The 17,183-nt window shown below is 69.4% G+C and carries 13 protein-coding genes; 3 read left to right on the top strand and 10 right to left on the bottom strand.

Annotated elements, in window-relative coordinates:
- Nucleotides 1-10 precede the first annotated feature (10 nt).
- A complete protein-coding gene (locus tag JOE57_RS08580; protein WP_204917297.1) occupies nt 11-1,141 on the bottom strand; it encodes an acyltransferase family protein in 1,131 nt (376 codons plus the stop codon).
- Between the two features lie 117 nt (nt 1,142-1,258).
- Nucleotides 1,259-2,845 (bottom strand): molybdopterin-dependent oxidoreductase, encoded by a 1,587-nt coding sequence (locus tag JOE57_RS18940; protein ID WP_204917296.1) that lies wholly within the window; start codon nt 2,843-2,845, stop codon nt 1,259-1,261.
- A gap of 191 nt (nt 2,846-3,036) precedes the next feature.
- Between JOE57_RS18940 and JOE57_RS08570 the strand changes: the two genes are divergently transcribed.
- Nucleotides 3,037-5,298 carry a glycoside hydrolase family 3 C-terminal domain-containing protein gene (locus JOE57_RS08570; RefSeq protein ID WP_204917295.1) on the top strand — a complete coding sequence of 754 codons (2,262 nt, stop codon included), beginning with the start codon at nt 3,037-3,039 and terminating at the stop codon, nt 5,296-5,298.
- Between the two features lie 51 nt (nt 5,299-5,349).
- On the opposite strand, the gene JOE57_RS08565 is transcribed toward JOE57_RS08570, so the two are convergent.
- The 3 genes from JOE57_RS08565 to JOE57_RS08555 all read right to left on the bottom strand — a co-directional run bounded on the left by JOE57_RS08565 (nt 5,350) and on the right by JOE57_RS08555 (nt 9,733).
- Nucleotides 5,350-7,260, bottom strand: a complete 1,911-nt coding sequence (locus JOE57_RS08565) for an ABC transporter ATP-binding protein (RefSeq protein WP_239579331.1) — start codon at nt 7,258-7,260, stop codon at nt 5,350-5,352.
- Between the two features lie 116 nt (nt 7,261-7,376).
- A complete protein-coding gene (locus tag JOE57_RS08560) occupies nt 7,377-9,110 on the bottom strand; it encodes an ABC transporter ATP-binding protein (RefSeq protein WP_204917293.1) in 1,734 nt (577 codons plus the stop codon).
- Entirely contained in the window at nt 9,110-9,733 is a 624-nt protein-coding gene (locus JOE57_RS08555; RefSeq protein ID WP_204917292.1) for a TetR/AcrR family transcriptional regulator, read from the bottom strand. Before JOE57_RS08555 ends, JOE57_RS08560 begins: the two co-directional genes overlap by 1 nt.
- A 93-nt stretch (nt 9,734-9,826) precedes the next feature.
- Between JOE57_RS08555 and JOE57_RS08550 the strand changes: the two genes are divergently transcribed.
- Together JOE57_RS08550 and JOE57_RS08545 are read left to right on the top strand one after the other, a co-directional pair.
- The gene (locus tag JOE57_RS08550; RefSeq protein ID WP_204917291.1) at nt 9,827-11,878 is read left to right on the top strand and encodes a DUF5941 domain-containing protein; all 2,052 of its coding nucleotides are present in this window, start codon (nt 9,827-9,829) and stop codon (nt 11,876-11,878) included.
- A gap of 25 nt (nt 11,879-11,903) precedes the next feature.
- Nucleotides 11,904-12,572, top strand: a complete 669-nt coding sequence (locus tag JOE57_RS08545; RefSeq protein ID WP_338041223.1) for an HAD family hydrolase — start codon at nt 11,904-11,906, stop codon at nt 12,570-12,572.
- On the opposite strand, the gene JOE57_RS08540 is transcribed toward JOE57_RS08545, so the two are convergent.
- The 5 genes from JOE57_RS08540 to JOE57_RS08520 all read right to left on the bottom strand — a co-directional run bounded on the left by JOE57_RS08540 (nt 12,569) and on the right by JOE57_RS08520 (nt 17,138).
- The gene (locus tag JOE57_RS08540) at nt 12,569-12,766 is read right to left on the bottom strand and encodes a DUF5302 domain-containing protein (RefSeq protein ID WP_204917290.1); all 198 of its coding nucleotides are present in this window, start codon (nt 12,764-12,766) and stop codon (nt 12,569-12,571) included. The two genes, JOE57_RS08545 and JOE57_RS08540, sit on opposite strands and share 4 nt — an antisense overlap.
- Nucleotides 12,767-12,816: 50 nt before the next feature.
- Nucleotides 12,817-13,623, bottom strand: coding sequence for a YbjQ family protein (locus tag JOE57_RS08535; protein ID WP_204917289.1), 807 nt, complete (start codon nt 13,621-13,623; stop codon nt 12,817-12,819).
- Nucleotides 13,624-13,694: 71 nt separating this feature from the next.
- Entirely contained in the window at nt 13,695-14,549 is an 855-nt protein-coding gene (locus JOE57_RS08530) for a transglutaminase family protein (protein ID WP_204917288.1), read from the bottom strand.
- A gap of 1 nt (nt 14,550) precedes the next feature.
- Nucleotides 14,551-15,480: an alpha-E domain-containing protein gene (locus JOE57_RS08525; protein WP_204917287.1), complete on the bottom strand. Its 930-nt coding sequence runs from the start codon at nt 15,478-15,480 to the stop codon at nt 14,551-14,553.
- Nucleotides 15,474-17,138 carry a circularly permuted type 2 ATP-grasp protein gene (locus tag JOE57_RS08520; RefSeq protein WP_239578893.1) on the bottom strand — a complete coding sequence of 555 codons (1,665 nt, stop codon included), beginning with the start codon at nt 17,136-17,138 and terminating at the stop codon, nt 15,474-15,476. The genes JOE57_RS08525 and JOE57_RS08520 overlap by 7 nt, the downstream gene beginning before the upstream one ends.
- Nucleotides 17,139-17,183 lie beyond the last annotated feature (45 nt).

Genomic DNA, 17,183 nt, shown 5'->3' with positions numbered 1-17,183 from the left:
CCGCCCGACCTCACAGCACCCGCCTCAGGTAGGGCACCCGGGTCACCAGGAAACCGACCGCGAAACAGGCCGGGATGCCGGCAGCGGCGACCAGGACGAACTTCAGCTCCGGCGGCCAGGCAAGCCCCAGCGCCAGGATGGACAGCGCCACCAGCACCGGCGGATGCAGGAGATAGGCGGCGTACGACCCGCGGGCCGCGCGGTTCAGGGTCCTCCCCAGCGGTCCGGCCCACCGATCCCGGAACCAGCCGACCAGCAGCACCCCAAGGGCCACCGCCACCAGGCCGTCCAGCAGGGCGAAGACGGCCGCCTGCCAGTGCCAGCCGCCGGCCACCTCGCGGACGTCTCCCTGGGCGACGGCCAGCCCGGCCAGTCCGCACAGCAGAAGCACACCGACGAGGGCGAGCACCCCACAACGTCTGACGAATTTCGACGACACTCCCTCGAACCAGTGCCGCTCCCCGGCCATCACCCCGAACGCGAACATCCCGGCCGACTGCGGCCAGTGCGGCCAGTTGAGATTCCAGAACGCCTCCCCGGTGTAGTTCCAGCGCTGCCAGAAGCAGAAGTCGGTTACGGCGATGACCGCCCCCAGCGCGACCAGCGGCGCCGAATGCAGCGCGGCGGGGTCCCGGGGTCGAGACGGCCTCAGGCGCCGCCAGCCGGCGAACAGCAGTGAGAACACCAGCAGGGCCGCGACGAACCAGGTGGGTCCCAGGTCACGTTCGCCGGCCGGGTCGGCCAGATAGCTCGCCAACGAGCGGGTCTCGCCCTGGGCCAGACCCCCGACATAGTCGGTGACCGGGTCGATCAGCAGCAGGTAGCAGGCCAGCGGCAGTCCCAGTCGCAGCAGCCGTGACCGGACGAACGCCGCCGGGCCGTGCCGCTGCACGGAGGACCCGGTCAGCCAGCCGGCCGCCAGGAACAGCGGCGCCAGCCCGTAGATCGAGGCCAGCAGCACCGGGAAGGACAGCACCAGCGTCGAGACCGCCGAGGTGGTGCGTTCCTCGTAGTACCAGTCGACGTCCACCACGTAGGCACTGGCCGCGTGGACGACGACGACGCCGGCGATCACGGTCACCCGCAGCCGGTCGATCCAGGGCAGCCGGACCATCGGTGGCGCCAACTGCCGGAGCACCATGCCGTACCTCCACGCAACTCTCAGCACAGGTCTGCGCACCACAGTGCTGAGCGCGCCACTGGCGGGCCAGAGCCGAACGTCCCGAATCCTGGTCGGGGAGGTCTCCCGCTGGGGGCCCTACTCCTCGACGATGAAGGTGATGGCGTGCAGCCCGGTGGCGCCGTCTGGGTCGGGCGGCGCCTTCACATCGGTCTGCACGGTGCCGTTCTGGTCGATCGCACGCACCGTGACGGTGTGGTAGCCCGGCGCGGACTGCCACTCCAGTCGCCACTGTCGCCAGGTGTCGGGCCCGACCGTTTCGGCCAGGTCGGCCTGTTGCCAGGGGCCTGCGTCGAGGCGTACCTCGACGCCCCGGATGCCGGTGTGCTGGGCCCAGGCGACGCCGGCGAACACGATCCGGCCGGCCTTGATGGTGCTCTTGCGTGGCGTGTCGATCCGCGACTGGAGCTTGATCGGCCCCCGGGCGCTCCAGCCGAGCGGCGTCCAGTAGCCCATGTCCTGCTTGAACGTGGTCACCTTGAGCTCGGTCACCCACTTGGTGGCGGAGACGTAGCCGTACAGCCCGGGCACCACCATCCGCACCGGGAAGCCGTGCTCGATCGGTAACGGCTCACCGTTCATCCCCACCGCGAGCAGGCACTGCCGGTTCTGGTCGGTGAGCACCTCGAGAGGTGTCCCGGCCGTCCAGCCGTCGACGCTGCGGGACAGCACCATGTCAGCGGCCGGGTCGGGCCGCGCCTCGGCCAGCAGCTCACGGACCGGAAATCCGAGCCACAGGGCGTTGCCGGCCAGCTCGCCGCCGACCTCGTTGGAGACGCAGGTCAGCGTCACCATGTGCTCGACCAGCGGCTTGGCCAGCAGCTCGGCGAAGGTGATTTCGACCGGGTTCTGCACCATTCCGGTGATGGTGAGCTTCCAGCTGTCGGGGTCGACCACGGGGACCTGCAGGGCGGTGTCGATGCGGTAGAAGTCCTGGTTGGGTGTCACATAGCTGGTCAGCCCGGACCCGCCGAAGTCGGCGCCGGCCGGCACCGGGGGCGCCGGACTCGCGGCCGCGGGCAGCTTCAGCCGGTCCCTGGCGGAGCTGACGGCGTTGGCGGCCCCGGCAAGGGCCCTGCTCCCCACCGCGGCCACCACCGACGCCGCGCCGATCACGATCGCCAGCCCGATGAAGTTGCGGCGACCAGGCACCGGTGCCCTCTCGGCGTCGGTGGGCCCGGCGGCGCGCTGCGGGTGCCACCGCTGCAGCCTGGTCAGCAACAACCTCAGGATCCCGTAGCCGGCGGCCAGGCCGACCACGGCCGGCAAGAAGGACAGCGGGCTCTTGTCCGGCGTCAGCGTGACCGCGACCAGTGCAACGGCCGCGAGCAGCCCGAACACGGCCGCCCCGCGGTAGCGGTGGCGATACTCCAGCTGGCCGGCCAGGGCACAGATCAGCAGTACGGCGAGGGCGATGATACCCAGCAGGATCGGTTTGTCGGCCCGTCCGAGCGTGGTCTTGCCGAACTCGATCATGCTCGCCGGCAGCACCGAGATGATCAGCTCACCGACCGCGGACAGCGGCGACCCGGGCGGTGAGAGGAACCAGGCCACCAGGTCGGCCACCGCTAGCCCGGCCATCCCGCCGATCACGCCCGACAGCCGCGCCCATCCCCCGGGGACCGGTTCCGGTCGCGGGGCGGCAGCGGGCTGGTTCTCGGTCACGGTCTGCACCTCTCCATACTGCTCCCTGTACGGGCGTGGCCGGCGCCGTGAACGCTAACCGTTTGGTGACATCGGTGCCCCGGCGGCGCTCGGCGAGCGGCGGAATCTGGCAGATCTGCGCCCTTCGCCGGCGTGGAGATGCTAGACAAGGGACGGCGAACGATCCGGAACCTGGTGAATGGAGCACGGCCTTGACTGCTCAGCTGGACATCGACAACCTCATCGGTCAGCTGACCCTGGAGGAGAAGGCGGCCCTCACCATCGGCTCGGACTTCTGGCACACGGCGCCGATCGACCGGCTCGGGATTCCGGCGATCATGGTGTCCGACGGCCCGCACGGACTCCGCGCGCAGTTGGACGAGGCCGATCACGTCGGACTGGCGGGCAGCGTGCCGGCCACCTGCTTCCCGACAGCGTCGGGACTGGCCTCGTCGTGGAACGTCGACCTCTTCCGTACGGTCGGTGAGGCACTCGGGCGCGAGTCCAGGAAGTGGCACGTGGCCGTCCTGCTCGGGCCCGGGGTGAACATGAAGCGGTCCCCGCTGTGCGGTCGGAACTTCGAGTATCTGTCGGAGGACCCACAGCTGGCCGGGATCCTCGCCACGGCGATGGTGCACGGCGTACAGAGCCAGGGCGTCGGCACGTCGGTCAAGCACTACGCCGCGAACAACCAGGAAGAGGACCGGCTCCGGGTCAGCGCCGAGGTCGACCCGAGGACCCTGCGCGAGATCTACCTGCCCGCCTTCGAACGGATCGTCAAGGAGGCCAATCCCTGGACGGTGATGTGTGCCTACAACAAGGTGAACGGCACGTACGCCTCCGAGCATCACTGGCTGCTCACCGAGGTGCTCCGTGACGAGTGGGGCTTCGACGGCCTGGTGGTGTCGGACTGGGGTGCCGTGCACGACCGGGTGGCTGCGCTGAAGGCCGGACTGGACCTGGAGATGCCTCCGCACCGGGGAGTGAGCGACGCTGCGGTGGTCGCCGCGGTGCAGGACGGGTCCCTGAGTGAGGATGTCCTGGACCAGGGGGTCCGCCGGGTGCTGCGGCTGGTGAACGCGGCGCTGCCGGCGCTGGCGGAGGAGACCGACGTCTCCAACGAGGAGCATCACGCCCTGGCCCGGCGGGCGGCGCACGAGTCGGCGGTGCTGCTGAAGAACGAGGGCGGTGTGCTGCCGCTCCGGCTGCCGAGCGGTTCCCGGCTGGCCGTGATCGGCGAGTTCGCGCGCACCCCCCGCTACCAGGGCGCCGGCTCGTCCCAGGTCACGCCCACCAGGCTCGACCTTGCGGTGGACGAGCTGACCGCCGGTGTCGGCAGCGAGGTGGAAGTGACGTTCGCCGCCGGGTTCGGGGTGGGGACGACCGAGAACGACCAGCAGCTGCTCGCCGAGGCGGTGCAGGCAGCCGACGGGGCCGACGCCGTGGTGGTCTTCCTCGGCCTGCCGGCGGCCGAGGAATCCGAGGGCTTCGACCGGACCCACATGGACCTGCCGACCAACCAGCTCAACCTGTTGAACGCCGTCGCCGACGTCCATGACCGGGTGGTGGTGGTGCTGGCGAACGGGTCGACGGTGCGGATGGCCACCTGGGAAGGTCGGGCGAAGGCGATCCTGGAGTGCTGGCTGTCCGGCCAGGCGGCCGGTGGTGCGGCCGCAGACCTGTTGCTCGGCGTCGCGAACCCGTCCGGAAAGCTGGCCGAGACCATCCCGCTGCGGCTGCAGGACAACTCCTCGTTCCTCAACTTCCCGGGGGATCCCGGTGTGGTGCGCTACGGGGAGGGCATCTTCATCGGCTACCGCGGCTACGACAAGGCGAACCAGGAGGTCAGCTATCCGTTCGGCTTCGGGCTCTCCTACACCACCTTCGACATCGGCGGAGTCACGGCCCAGGTGGCCGGCGCCGTCGAGACCGGGGACCTGGCCGTCACCGTGACAGCCAGCGTGACCAATACCGGGTCGGTCGCCGGCCAGGAGGTCGTCCAGGTCTACGTAGGTGACCCACAGTCGAGTGTGGCCAGGCCAGTACGGGAGCTGAAGGCCTTCACCAAGGTCGCTCTCGAGCCTGGCGAGAGCCGCCAGGTCGAGCTGACCCTGGTCGAGCGGGACTTCGCCTTCTGGTCCGAGCTGCACGGGCGCTGGGCCCTCGAGGCCGGTGAGTTCGAGGTCGCGGTCGGGTCCTCCTCGCGGCAGCTGGCCGCGAAGGTGCCGGTCCAGCTCGAGGCTCCCAGGCTCGCGGCGCCGCTCGGACCGATGTCCACCCTGCATGAGTGGCTGGCGGACCCGCGCGGCCGCGAGCTGGTGATGGCCGGAGCGGACGCCGCCACCAACCATCTGCTGGCCGACGAGGAGCTGATCAAGGTCGTCGGGACGATGCCGATGGCGACCCTCGCCGCTTTCCCGGGGATGGGGTTCAGCGACGCCCAGTTGGAGCAGATGATCCAGCAGCTCGACTGACCGGCCGGCGAGCGGCCCCGGCTGAACGGGCCAGAACAGAAGGGGGCTGGGTCAGAACGGGCGGGCCGGCTTGGCGGCCAGCACCAGCGGCTCCTCGGTGGCCACCTCCTCCGGCTCGCCGGCGAACTGGGAGTTGTACAGGTCGAAGTAGTGCCCCTCGGCGGCCAGCAGCTCGTGGTGGCTGCCCTGCTCGACGATCTGGCCGTGCTCCATCACCAGGATCACGTCGGCGTCGCGGATGGTCGACAGCCGGTGGGCGATCACGAAGCTGGTCCGGTCGGTGCGCAGGGCCGCCATGGCATGCTGCACCAGCACCTCGGTGCGGGTGTCGACCGAGCTGGTCGCCTCGTCCAGGATCAGCAGTGCCGGGTCGGCCAGGAAGGCGCGGGCGATCGTGATCAGCTGCTTCTCGCCGGAGCTGATGTTGCTGGCCTCCTCGTCGATCACCGTCTCGTAGCCGTCGGGCAGCGAGTGCACGAAGCGGTCGACGTAGGTCGCTTCGGCGGCGGCGTGGATCTCCTCGTCGGTGGCCGTCGGCCGGCCGTAGGCGATGTTCTCCTTGATGGTGCCGTGGAAGAGCCAGGTGTCCTGCAGCACCATGCCGATGTTGGACCGCAACGCCGACCGGGGGACGGAGGTGATGTCCACCCCGTCCAGGGTGATCCGGCCGCTGTTCAGCTCGTAGAACCGCATGATCAGGTTCACCAGCGTCGTCTTGCCGGCGCCGGTCGGGCCGACGATCGCGACCGTCTGACCGGGTTCGGCCACCAGGGACAGGTCGGTGATGAGCTCCTTGTCGGGCTCGTAGGAGAAGTTGACCTGCTCGAATTGGACCCGGCCCTTGGTGGGGTTGAGGGTGCCGTGCAGCTCCGAGTCCTCCTCGGCCGAGTCCAGGACCTCGAACACGCGCTCAGCCGAGGCGACCCCGGATTGGAGCAGGTTGGCCATCGAGGCGACCTGGGTGAGCGGCTGGGTGAACATCCGGGAGTACTGGATGAACGCCTGGACATCGCCGAGGTTCATCGTGCCCGAGGCGACCCGGAGGCCACCGACCACGGCGATGATCACGTAGTTGATGTTCCCGATGAACATCATCGCCGGCATGATGATGCCGGAGATGAACTGCGCTCCGAAGCCGGCTCTGAACAGCTCGGAGTTCCGGTCCGCGAAGACCTGCTCGACCTCGTGCTGACGGCCGAACACCTTGACCAGCGAGTGGCCGGTGAAGGCCTCCTCGATGTGGGCGTTCAGCTCACCGGTGCTCTTCCAGTTCTGGACGAACTTCTTCTGTGACTGCTTGGCGATCAGGCCGGTGACCACGATCGAGACCGGGATCGTCACCAGGGCGATCACGGCCAGGGTCGGCGACACGACGAACATCATGATCACGACGCCGATCACGCTGAGCAGTGAGGTGAGCAGCTGGCTGAGTGTCTGCTGCAGCGTCTGTGAGACGTTGTCGATGTCGTTCGTGACCCGGCTGAGCAGCTCGCCCCGGGGTTGCTTGTCGAAATAGCTCAGCGGCAACCGGTTGATCTTGGCCTCCACCTCGTCGCGGAGTGTCTTGACCGAACGCTGCACGGCGCCGTTGAGCAGGTAGCCCTGCCACAGCATGAAGCCCGACGAGACGACGTAGACGGCGAGAGCGAACAGCAGGATCTGGCTCAGTGCGGTGAAGTCGATGCCCTGGCCGGGAACCACGTCCAGCCGTTGCACCATGTCGGCGAAGGTGTTCTGGCCGGCAGCACGCAGCTGCGCCACCACCTGCTCCTTCGTGCCACCGGCCGGCAGCATCTTGCCGATGACGCCGGTGAAGATCACGTCGGTGGCCCAGCCGAGGATCTTCGGGCCGAAGACGTTGAGGGCGACGCCGACGACGGCCATCGCCATGACCAGCCCGATGATCAGCCGCTCCGGCCTCAGCTTGCCGAGCAACCGCCTGGTGGAGGGCCAGAAGGTCATCGACTTCTCGATACCGGGACCCTGACCGAAGGGCCCGTGGGTCCGCTGTGGTCCGTACTTGGGCCGTTCGGGCGCCTTGGCCGGCGTTGCGGAGGTCTTCTGGTCGGAGTCGGTGCTCATGCGGCTTCCTCTGCACTCAGCTGGGAGTCAACGATCTCGATATAGGTGGGGCAGCTGCGGAGCAGCTCCTCGTGGCTGCCCTTGCCCACCACCAGGCCGTCCTCGAGGACGATGATCTGGTCGGCGCCGGCGATCGTGGAGACCCGCTGGGCCACGATGATCACCGCGGCATCACGCGTCCCCGCCTTCAACGCCGTCCGCAGCCGCGCGTCGGTGGCGACGTCGAGCGCCGAGAACGAGTCGTCGAAGACGTAGATCTTCGGGTCCTTCACCAGCGCCCGGGCGATGGAGAGCCGCTGTCGCTGGCCGCCGGAGACGTTGGTGCCGCCCTGAGCGATCGGCGCCTCCAGCTGACCGGGCATCTCCGACACGAAGTCGCGGGCCTGGGCGATCTCGAGAGCCCGCCACAGCTCCTCGTCGGTGGCGTCCGGGTTGCCGTAGCGCAGGTTGCTGGCGACCGTGCCGGAGAACAGGTACGGCTTCTGGGGCACCAGGCCGATCCGGCTCCAGAGCAGGTCGGGGTCGAGGGCACGTGCCTCGACGTCGTCGATCCGCACCGACCCACCGGTGGCGTCGAAGAGCCGGGGGATCAGCGAGATCAGCGTGGTCTTGCCGGAGCCGGTGGAGCCGATGATGGCGGTGGTCTGTCCCTGTCGGGCGGTGAAGGTGATGTCGCGCAGGACCGGCTTCTCCGCACCGGGGTAGGTGAACTCGACCCGGTCGAACTCGACCAGACCGGCGGTCCGCAGCCTGGTGACGGGGTGCTCAGCCGGCTTCACCGACGACTCGGTCTGCAGCACCTCCTGGATCCGCTCGGCACAGACAGCCGCCCGCGGCGCCAGCACCAGCATGAAGGTGGCCATCATGACCGCCATCAGGATCTGGATCAGGTAGGCCAGGAAGGCGGTCAGCGAGCCCACCTGCAGTTGGCCCGCGTCGACCCGGTGGGCGCCGAACCAGAGGACGGCGACGCTGGACAGGTTCATGATGAACATGACGATCGGGAACATGGCGGCCATATAGCGACCGACGGTCGTGGCCGTGTCGGTCAGGTCCTGGTTGGCCCGCCCGAATCGGTCGGTCTCGTACGGCTCGCGGACGAAGGCCCGGACGACCCGGATGCCGGTGATCTGCTCCCGCAGCACCCGGTTGACCACGTCGATCCGCTTCTGCATGATCCTGAACTGAGGTCCCATCCGCGAGATGATCAGTCCGATGCACAGGGCGAGCAGCGGAACGGCCACCAGCAGCAGCCAGGAGAGGCCTGCGTCCTGCCGCAGGGCCATCACTATGCCGCCGATCATGGTGATCGGCGCGGCCACCAGCATCGTGCAGGTCAGCAGCACCAGCATCTGCACCTGCTGCACGTCGTTGGTGTTGCGGGTGATCAGTGACGGGGCGCCGAACTGGTTCAGCTCGCGGGCGGAGAAGGCCAGCACCCGGTGGAAGATCGAGGTACGGACGTCCCGGCCGAACGCCATCGCGGTCTTGGCACCCAGGTAGACGGCGGCGATCGTGCAGGTGATCTGGATCAGGCTGACCGCCAGCATGAAGCCGCCGGTCTGCCAGATGTAGCCGGTGTCGCCGGTCGCCACCCCCTTGTCGATGATGTCGGCGTTCAGCGTGGGCAGGTACAGGGCGGCCATCGTGCCGACCAGCTGGAGCACGATCACTCCGGTCAGCAACCCCTTGTAGGGGGCGAGATAGTCGCGCAGCAGTCGGATGAGCATCAGGCGTCCTTCGATGACGTGGCTGGGTCGATCGGTTCGATGGGGGGTCGGCAGGCCCCGTGCAGCAGCAGCTGGACAATGGCCTTCGGCTCGGTCTGGATGCCCTCGGAGAGCCGGGGGTGGGTGGCGGAGAACACCAGGGCGCGGAGCAGGTTGGCCACCTCGGCAGCGGGGAGCCGCAGCTGGTCCTGGTCGGGTTCGATCACCGTGACGATCGCCCGGGACAGGATCCGGTGGCTCTCCTCCTGCCGCCGGCGCCAATCCTCAGGAGCACCCTCGTGCTTCGGCCCCCAGCCGACGGCGTGGAAGACCGCCATCACCTCCCGCAGCCGAGCCTGCAGCACCTCGGCCACGATGCAGAGTCGCTGTTCGAGGTCGAGGTCGGGATTGATCGCGGCGAAGGCCTGGACGGCATGTCGCTCGTCGGTGATGTGCTCGATCACCTCGCAGATCAGGGTCTCCTTGTTGGGGAAGACCCGGAAGATCGTCCCCTCGGCCACGCCTGCGGCCTCGGCGATCTGGCGGGTGCTGATGCTGGTGCCGTGCCTCGCGAGCAGCGGCTCGGTCGCCTGGATGATGGCAGCCCGACGTTCCTCGGCGGGTAGGGGGGTGGCGCGAACCATGGCACGACCCTACTGAGTGAGTGCTCACTCAGCAAGAGGTCAACCGATCCCTCTCCCGAACTCGTCAGCTCGGCGGAGGGATAACATGCACGAATGCCCGTGGCTCTGGTTGGTAGCGAGGCCGCGCGTGCGGTCCAGGGCTGGTCTGCGGGTGCCGACCTGGCCCTGCTCGCCGACCGTGCTGGCCGGCCGGCGGCCGATCGGTCGGCCACCCTCAGCCGGAACCTGGCCGACGTCGGTGTCACCGGTGAACACGTTCTGGTCCGCGACCTGGGTCGGCTGGCAGAGCTGGCCGCCCGCTCCTCCGACCGGCCGCTGGTGCTGGCCGCAGCCGATCTCGAGCTCGAGCTGCCTGGCCTGCTCGACCTGCTGGACCGGCCGGGGGACGCGACAGCGGCCCTGGTGGCCGACCCGCAGGCCCGGACCACCGGGATTGCGGCGGCCACGCCCGTCCGGGTCGGTGCCGACGCCGCCGCGATCGAGTCCGTCGGGACCGGCTGGCACCGGGTCGGAGACCCCAACCGGATCTCCGTCGGTCTGCTTCGAGTGGCCGGCCGGGACCGTCCGGAGGCGGCCCGGCTGTGGCTCGACGCGGCGGCCTGGGCGGCCGGCCGGAACGATGACTCCACCGGCGACCTGCCCGCGCTGGCTCTGCTGGCCCTGACCCGAGGCGACCTGCGGGTCAGGCCTCAGGAGCTGGGCCAGGTCGGCTGGGCGCGGTCGGACATCTCCCAGCCCGGTGCCCCCGGATCCGCCTGGCAGCAGCGGCTGCGGAACGCCTCCCGCGGCGGCGACGGGTTCTTCTCCACCTTCGTCATCCGGCCGCTGTCCCGGCGCTGCACCGCCGTCGCGTTGCGTCACGACTGGTCACCCAACGCGCTGACGCTGGTCAGCCTCGTCGTCGGGCTGCTGACAGCCGCCCTGATCTGGTCCGGGCTCCCTTGGGCGTGGCTGGTCGCTGCGGTCACCCTTCAGCTGGCGCTGGTGATCGACTGCATGGACGGCGAGGTGGCCAGATTCACCCGCCGGTTCTCCGCGTTCGGAGCGTGGTTGGACGGCGTGGGGGACCGGGTGAAGGAGTACGCGGTGTTCGCCGCGCTGGCGGTGGTGGCAGCCCGGCAGGGCGAGGCGCAACTGGGCTGGCTGCTGGCATTGGCGGCGATGGTGATCGTCACCGCTCGGCATCTGGAGGACTACAGCTTCAACGACAAGATCGCCCCCGACCGGGCAAGCCGTCCCGACCTGCTGCCGCTCAGCGAGCGCGACGATGGCCGGGCCCCGGCCGCACGGACCACCTTCCCCGCCCAGCAGAGCCGCTCCGTGCGGATCCGGTTCTGGGCCAAGAAGGTCATCCACGTCCCCATCGCCGAGCGCTACCTGGTGTTGTCCCTCGGCCTGCTGACCCTGCACCCGGTGTGGGTGCTGGCGGCTGCGGTGGCCACGTCCGGGTTCGCCCTGGCCTGGACCCAGGGCGGTCGACTGGTGTTGGCGTTGAGGTCCCCGCGGGCGGCACCGGTCCGGGACGATCGTCCGCTCCCACTCGACCAGCAGCTGGACCTGGGAGGGCTGGCCCGGCTCGGTGGTCGGCTGGGCCGGCTGCCGTTCGTGCCGGGGTTCCTCCTTGCAGGGCTGCTCTGGCTCGGCACGATCACCGGCATCTGCCTGGGACAGCTCTGGTGGCCGGTTGCGTCCGCGGCGGTGGCTGCGTTGGTGGTCGGGATGGCCTGCCGGGTGCCGCTGCACCATCCGTTGGCGTGGCAGGCGCTGCCACTGATCTGGCTGGCCGAGTCGGCCGTGGTGGCCTCACTGCTCTCCGTCGGGCCCGTGGGTGGTGCCGCCTTCGTGCTGCTGGCCGTGGTCGCCTACCGCCGCTACGACCTGATCTACAGCATTCGCCTCACCAAGGTGGTTCCGAGCCGGCTGGCCACCTTCCTCGGGGCGGGCGCGGACGGGCGGATTCTCTTCGTCACCCTCGCCGTGCTGGCGGTGTCACTGGGCACGGCCGACCCGGCATCGAGCCTGCGGCCGGTCCTGCTGGCCGCCGCCGGCTACCTGGTTTTGGTCTATCTAGCAGAATCGATCCGGCAATGGAGAGCGCCGGCGCCAGCCGTGCGCCAACAACCACAGGCTCAGCGCGCGACCTGATCCGGTGGAAGGGAGAACGACGAGCGTGGATCTGGGCACACTAGCCGACCTCGAGTTCGAGGCGGTCATCTTCGACATGGACGGGACCCTGATCGACTCGACTCCCGCAGTCATTCGCTCCTGGGCGGCCTGGGCGTCCGAGCACGACCTCAGCGCCGACCAGCTGGCCGGCTTCCACGGCGTGCCCGCCGCCGGGATCGTGCGGCGGCTGTTGCCGCAGGAACGCTGGGCCGCGGCTCTTGAGCGGATCAACGACCTGGAGCTCAATGATGTGGGCGACATCGACGTACTCCCGGGTGCCGCTGAGGCACTTGCGGTGCTGCCGTCAGGGCAGTCGGCGATCGCCACCTCGTGCACCCGGCCGCTGGCCGAGGCACGGATCGCCGCAGCGCGCCTGCGACCGCCGGCGGTGCTGGTGACCGTCGACGACGTTCGCCGGGGCAAGCCCGCCCCGGACCCGTTCCTGGAGGCCGCCCGGCGACTGGGGGCCCACCCGACCCGCTGCCTGGTGGTCGAGGACGCGCCGATGGGGCTGGCTGCCGCCCGGGCGGCAGGCTGCGCCACCCTGGCCGTGTCGACCACCACGGCACCCGACCTGTTGGAGGCGGACGCAGTCGTTGTTGACCTGTCGGCCGTCTCCTGGCGGATCAGCGCTGCCGGGGTGGCGGTTCGGCCCGGGCTCTCGGCGAACTAGCCGGTCTTGCGCCGGAAGACCCGCTTCTCGTTCACCGGCCCGTGACTGTGCAGCGGAGGATGCGGATCGGCGTCGACGTGGTCCTCGCCATGACGTCCCTGCTTCGCCTCCAGCGCCTCACGGAACTTCCGTTTCGTCTCGTCTTCAGGCATTTGGGCTGCCGTCTTCTTGGATGGCTTCTTGTCGGCGCTCATGGCCCCATTGTTACCAGGGTTGCGGTGATCCGGCCAGCATTCACCGAACTTCAGCCCTGCTGCTGCGGCGGCGGCCACGGCGCCGACGGCCACTGCTGGTCGGCCGGCGCCGAGTCCGCCGCCGACGTGTCCGGCGCCGACGTGTCCGGTTGGCCGGAGTCGGCGGTGGGGATGCGCAGCCCGGTGGTGTCGGCGTCGCCGGCCGCGGCCTGTCCCGACTCCGGGCCATCCTGGCTGCCGGGCAGCGGTTTGAGTGTGACGGCGGTGCCGTAGGCGGACACCTCGCTGAGCGACTGGGTGATCTCGCTGCAGTCGAACCGGAGGCCGACGACGGCGTCGGCACCTGCCGCCTGGGCCATCTCGACCAGCCGACCGACGGCGTCCTGGCGGGACTGGGTCAGCATCGCCGCGTAGGAGTCGACCTGGCTTCCGGTACGCAGCTCCCGGGGCAGCTCACGCAGCCGAGCGATCACTCCGACGGCCTCGCCGATCACCCGGTCGATCTCCCGGCCAGGGACGGACTCCATCGTGACCACCGGCAGGCTTCGCTCCACCAGCTTGGCCTTGGGCAGCTCGGGCTGGCCCCACTGGCCCGGCTGGCCCTGACCGGGCTGTCCCTGGCTCGGCTGGCCCTGACCGTACGGACCCTGCTGAGCCGGCGCCTGTTGGCCCGGCTGGCCCCACCCACCGGGCTGTTGACCGTAGGGTGCCTGCCCCGGCTGCCCGTAGCCCGGCTGGCCACCGTAGGGGGACTGCTGACCCGGCCGGCCGTACGGCTGCTGCGGCTGGCCGTACGGCTGCTGCGGCTGACCATAGGGGTTCTGACCGTAAGGGGGGTTCTGGCCGTAGTTGCTCATGGCTTCAATCTAATGGCCGTAGGGGACCAACATGAAGAGATCACCGGAACGGATGAGAAGATCATCTGCCGTCAGCCCAGCTGGGTCATCTCGACGGTGACGAACATCGTAGAGGCGCCGCCGGAGTAGGTGCCGCGCAACGGCGCGACGTCGGCGTAGTCGCGCCCGTGCCCGACGCGGACGTAGTGGTCGGAGATCCGGCGCTGGGTGCTGGGGTCGAAGGCGGCCCAGCTGCCGCACCACCATTCGACCCAGGAGTGGCTCTCGCCGATGATCTTGTGGTTGGGCTCGCCGCTGCCGGGATACAGATAGCCGGACACGTAACGGGCCGGCACGCCGACAGCACGAAGCGCCCCGAGGGTGACGTGGGAGAAGTCCTGGCAGACGCCGCGGCCACCCTCCCACACCTCCCGCGCTGTGCTGGTGACTGCGGTCGCGCCCTTCTGATAGCTGAGCCGATCGGCGATGAGCCGGCAGACGTCGAGCGCAGCCAGGCGCGGTGGCTGACCGGCCACCACGTCTCGGGTCAGCTGGGCCAGCTCCTCGGGCGGAGCGGTGCGGTCGGTGATCGTCAGGAACTCCGTCATCGAGGCGATCACCCCCGGATCCCGCAGCGCCGACCAACCAAGATCATCCTCGGCCACCAGCCGCTGCTCGTCCCAGGGGGAGCCGTCACCCCGGGTCTCCACCACCGACTCCGCCTGGACGGTCAGCCGCTGGTGAGGCTGGTGCAGCTCGAAGGCGGTCACCCGGGTCCCCCAGTAGTCCAGGTAGGAGAAGCTCCAGGGGGTGGGGTCGATGCTGATCCGGCTGCTCCACACGGTCTGGTTCTGCGAGGTGGTCGGCACCATCCTGGCCTCGTTGTAGGACGAGGCGACCGGGCTGGAGTAGCTGAATCCGGTCGTGTGATCGATGCTCAACCGCATGTCACCACGCTCCTTCGGTGATCCAGGCCCTCGGACTCTGAGCGGCGAAGAAGGTGTTGGTGATCGTCGAGGTGACCCGGCCGCAGGTCTGCTGCACCGCCATCATCTCCCCATCCAGCCCGATCAGCAGGTCGTCCAACGCCGAGTACTGCAGATGCGCCCGCAGCGCACCCAGTGCGCGGAGCGCCTCGGCCGACTCGGAGGCGAACGAGGCGTTCGCCCTGGTCACCGTCTCGAGGCAGTGCGTGGCGGCCACCAGCCCGTGCATGACCGACCGTGGGAACCGCGAGTCCAAGATCAGGAACTCGGCCGCCTCGCGGTCCGCCTGGAAACCCCGGTAGGTGCGCAGGAACGCGTCGTGCGCACCACAGCTGCGCAGGGTCGTCGGCCAGGTGGACCCACCCCGGGTGGATGCTGCCGCGGCTACCACCCTCGCGGTCATGTTGGCCTGCTCCAGGCTGCGCCCCAGCAGCAGGAACTGCCATCCCTCGTCACGGACCATGGTGCCGCGGGCGATGCCGGTGAACAGGGCACTCCGCTCCCTGGCCCAGTCCAGGAAGCTGTGGCTGCGACCGGGTCCGAAGCGGCCCGACGGCAGCTGATGCCAGGTCGTGTTGATGCACTCCCAGAGCTCGAGGGGGATCACCTCGCGGGCGCGTCGCGCATTGTCACGGGCCGCCCGCCAGGAGGCCACGATCGAGTTGGGCTCGCTGCCGTCGTAGCCCAACACCCGCAGCACATCCTCTTGGGTCGGCTGCGCGACATGATCAACGCCCATCAGCGACAGCAGGTCGGCACAGACCGTCGACTCGATCAGACTGGTGTCCTCCACCAGCAGGCGGAGGTGCACCTGAAGCAGCCGGGCGGTGTCTTCGGCCCGCTCGCAGTAGCGACCGATCCAGAACAAAGACTCGGCGATCCTGCTCAGCATGGCGCCGGCTCATCCTGGTCATGACCAGCACGCCGGCTCTGCTGCTGCTGTTCGGGCTGCTGGTGTTGCGGGTCCGGATGGTCGAACTGGTCCAGCCGCGGCCCGCCGGACCAGTCGTGCCGGCTGGGGGTGTCGTCGAGGTCGAGCGGCGCGACCGACTCCGAGAACTGATCATGACGACCGAAAGCCTCATGTTGATCTTGGTGCCGTTCGACCCAGCGGACTGCCGGCGGCCCGAGCACCCAGGTGTCCTTGCTGCCACCACCCTGACTGCTGTTGACGACGAGCTCACCTTCGGGCAGCGCGACCCGGGTGAGGCCTCCCGGCAGCACCCAGACCTCATCGCCGTTGTTCACCGCGAACGGGCGGAGGTCGACGTGTCGCGGGGCGAGCCTGTCCCCGATCAGGGTCGGCACGGTCGACAGCTGCACCAGCGGCTGGGCGATCCAGCCGCGAGGGTCGGCGATCACCCGGCGGCGCAGTGCCTCCAGCTCCTCCGCACTCGCCTGGGGCCCGATCACGATGCCCTTGCCGCCCGAGCCGTCCACCGGCTTCACCACGAGCTCGTCCAGCCGGTCCAGCACCTCCTCCCGTGAGACCGGGTCCTCCAGCCGCCAGGTGTCGACGTTGGCGATGATCGGTTCCTGGTGCAGGTAGTAGCGGATCAGGTCCGGGACGTAGGTGTAGGTGAGCTTGTCGTCGGCCACCCCGTTGCCGATGGCGTTGGCCAGGCTGACCCCGCCGGTCCTGACGGCGTTGACGAGACCCGGGACGCCCAGCATCGAGTCGCTGCGGAAGTGCACCGGGTCGATGAAGTCGTCGTCGATCCTGCGGTAGATCACGTCCACCCGCTGAAGGCCCGAGGTGGTCCGCATGAACACCTTGCCGCGCCGGCACTCCAGGTCGCGGCCCTCCACCAGCTCGACCCCCATCGTGCGGGCCAGCAGGGTGTGCTCGAAGTAGGCCGAGTTGTAGACGCCGGGCGTGAGCACCACCACGGTCGGATCGTCGACGCCAGCCGGTGCGGCCCGCCGCAGAGCTGTCAGCAGTCGCTGCGGATAGCTGCCGACGGAACGGATCCGCTGGTTGCTGAAGGCGTCCGGGATGGCGGTGATCATGGCCGTTCGGTTGGTCATCACATAGGACACCCCGCTCGGCACCCGCACGTTGTCCTCCAGCACGCGGACATCACCCTCCGGGGTGCGGATCAGGTCGACACCGGCGACGTGGATGCGTACCCCGTTGGCCGGCTCGATGCCCCAGACGGCCCGGTGGAAGTGGGTGCAGGAGGAGATCAGGGGCTGGGGGATCACGCCGTCGGTGATCACCCCGGCGTCGGTGTAGACGTCGGCGAGGAACGCCTCCAGAGCTCGGACCCGTTGCGCCACTCCGGACTCGATCGTGTCCCACTCTGCGGCAGCGATCACCCGCGGCACCAGATCAAGCGGGAACGGGCGCTCGACCCCGCCGACATCGAAGGTGACACCGGCAGCGATGTAGTTGTTGGCCAGCGACTCGGCGACGTTGTGCAGCTCCTCCGGGGTGGCCCGGTCGAGGGTCGCATAGACGGCGGCGTAGGCCGGCCGGACCTGGCCCTCGGCGTCCAGCATCTCGTCGTACGCGACGCCGGGGTGATAGTGCGCCAGCAGGTCCGCCATAGACGGAGGGTACTCAATCTCCGGTCACCGTGGCGTTTCGCCGAG

The organism is Microlunatus panaciterrae (genome assembly GCF_016907535.1).
Lineage (GTDB): Bacteria > Actinomycetota > Actinomycetes > Propionibacteriales > Propionibacteriaceae > Microlunatus > Microlunatus panaciterrae.
The sequence above is the reverse complement of the archived record's forward strand: the minus strand, read 5'-3'. Positions and strand labels throughout refer to the sequence as shown.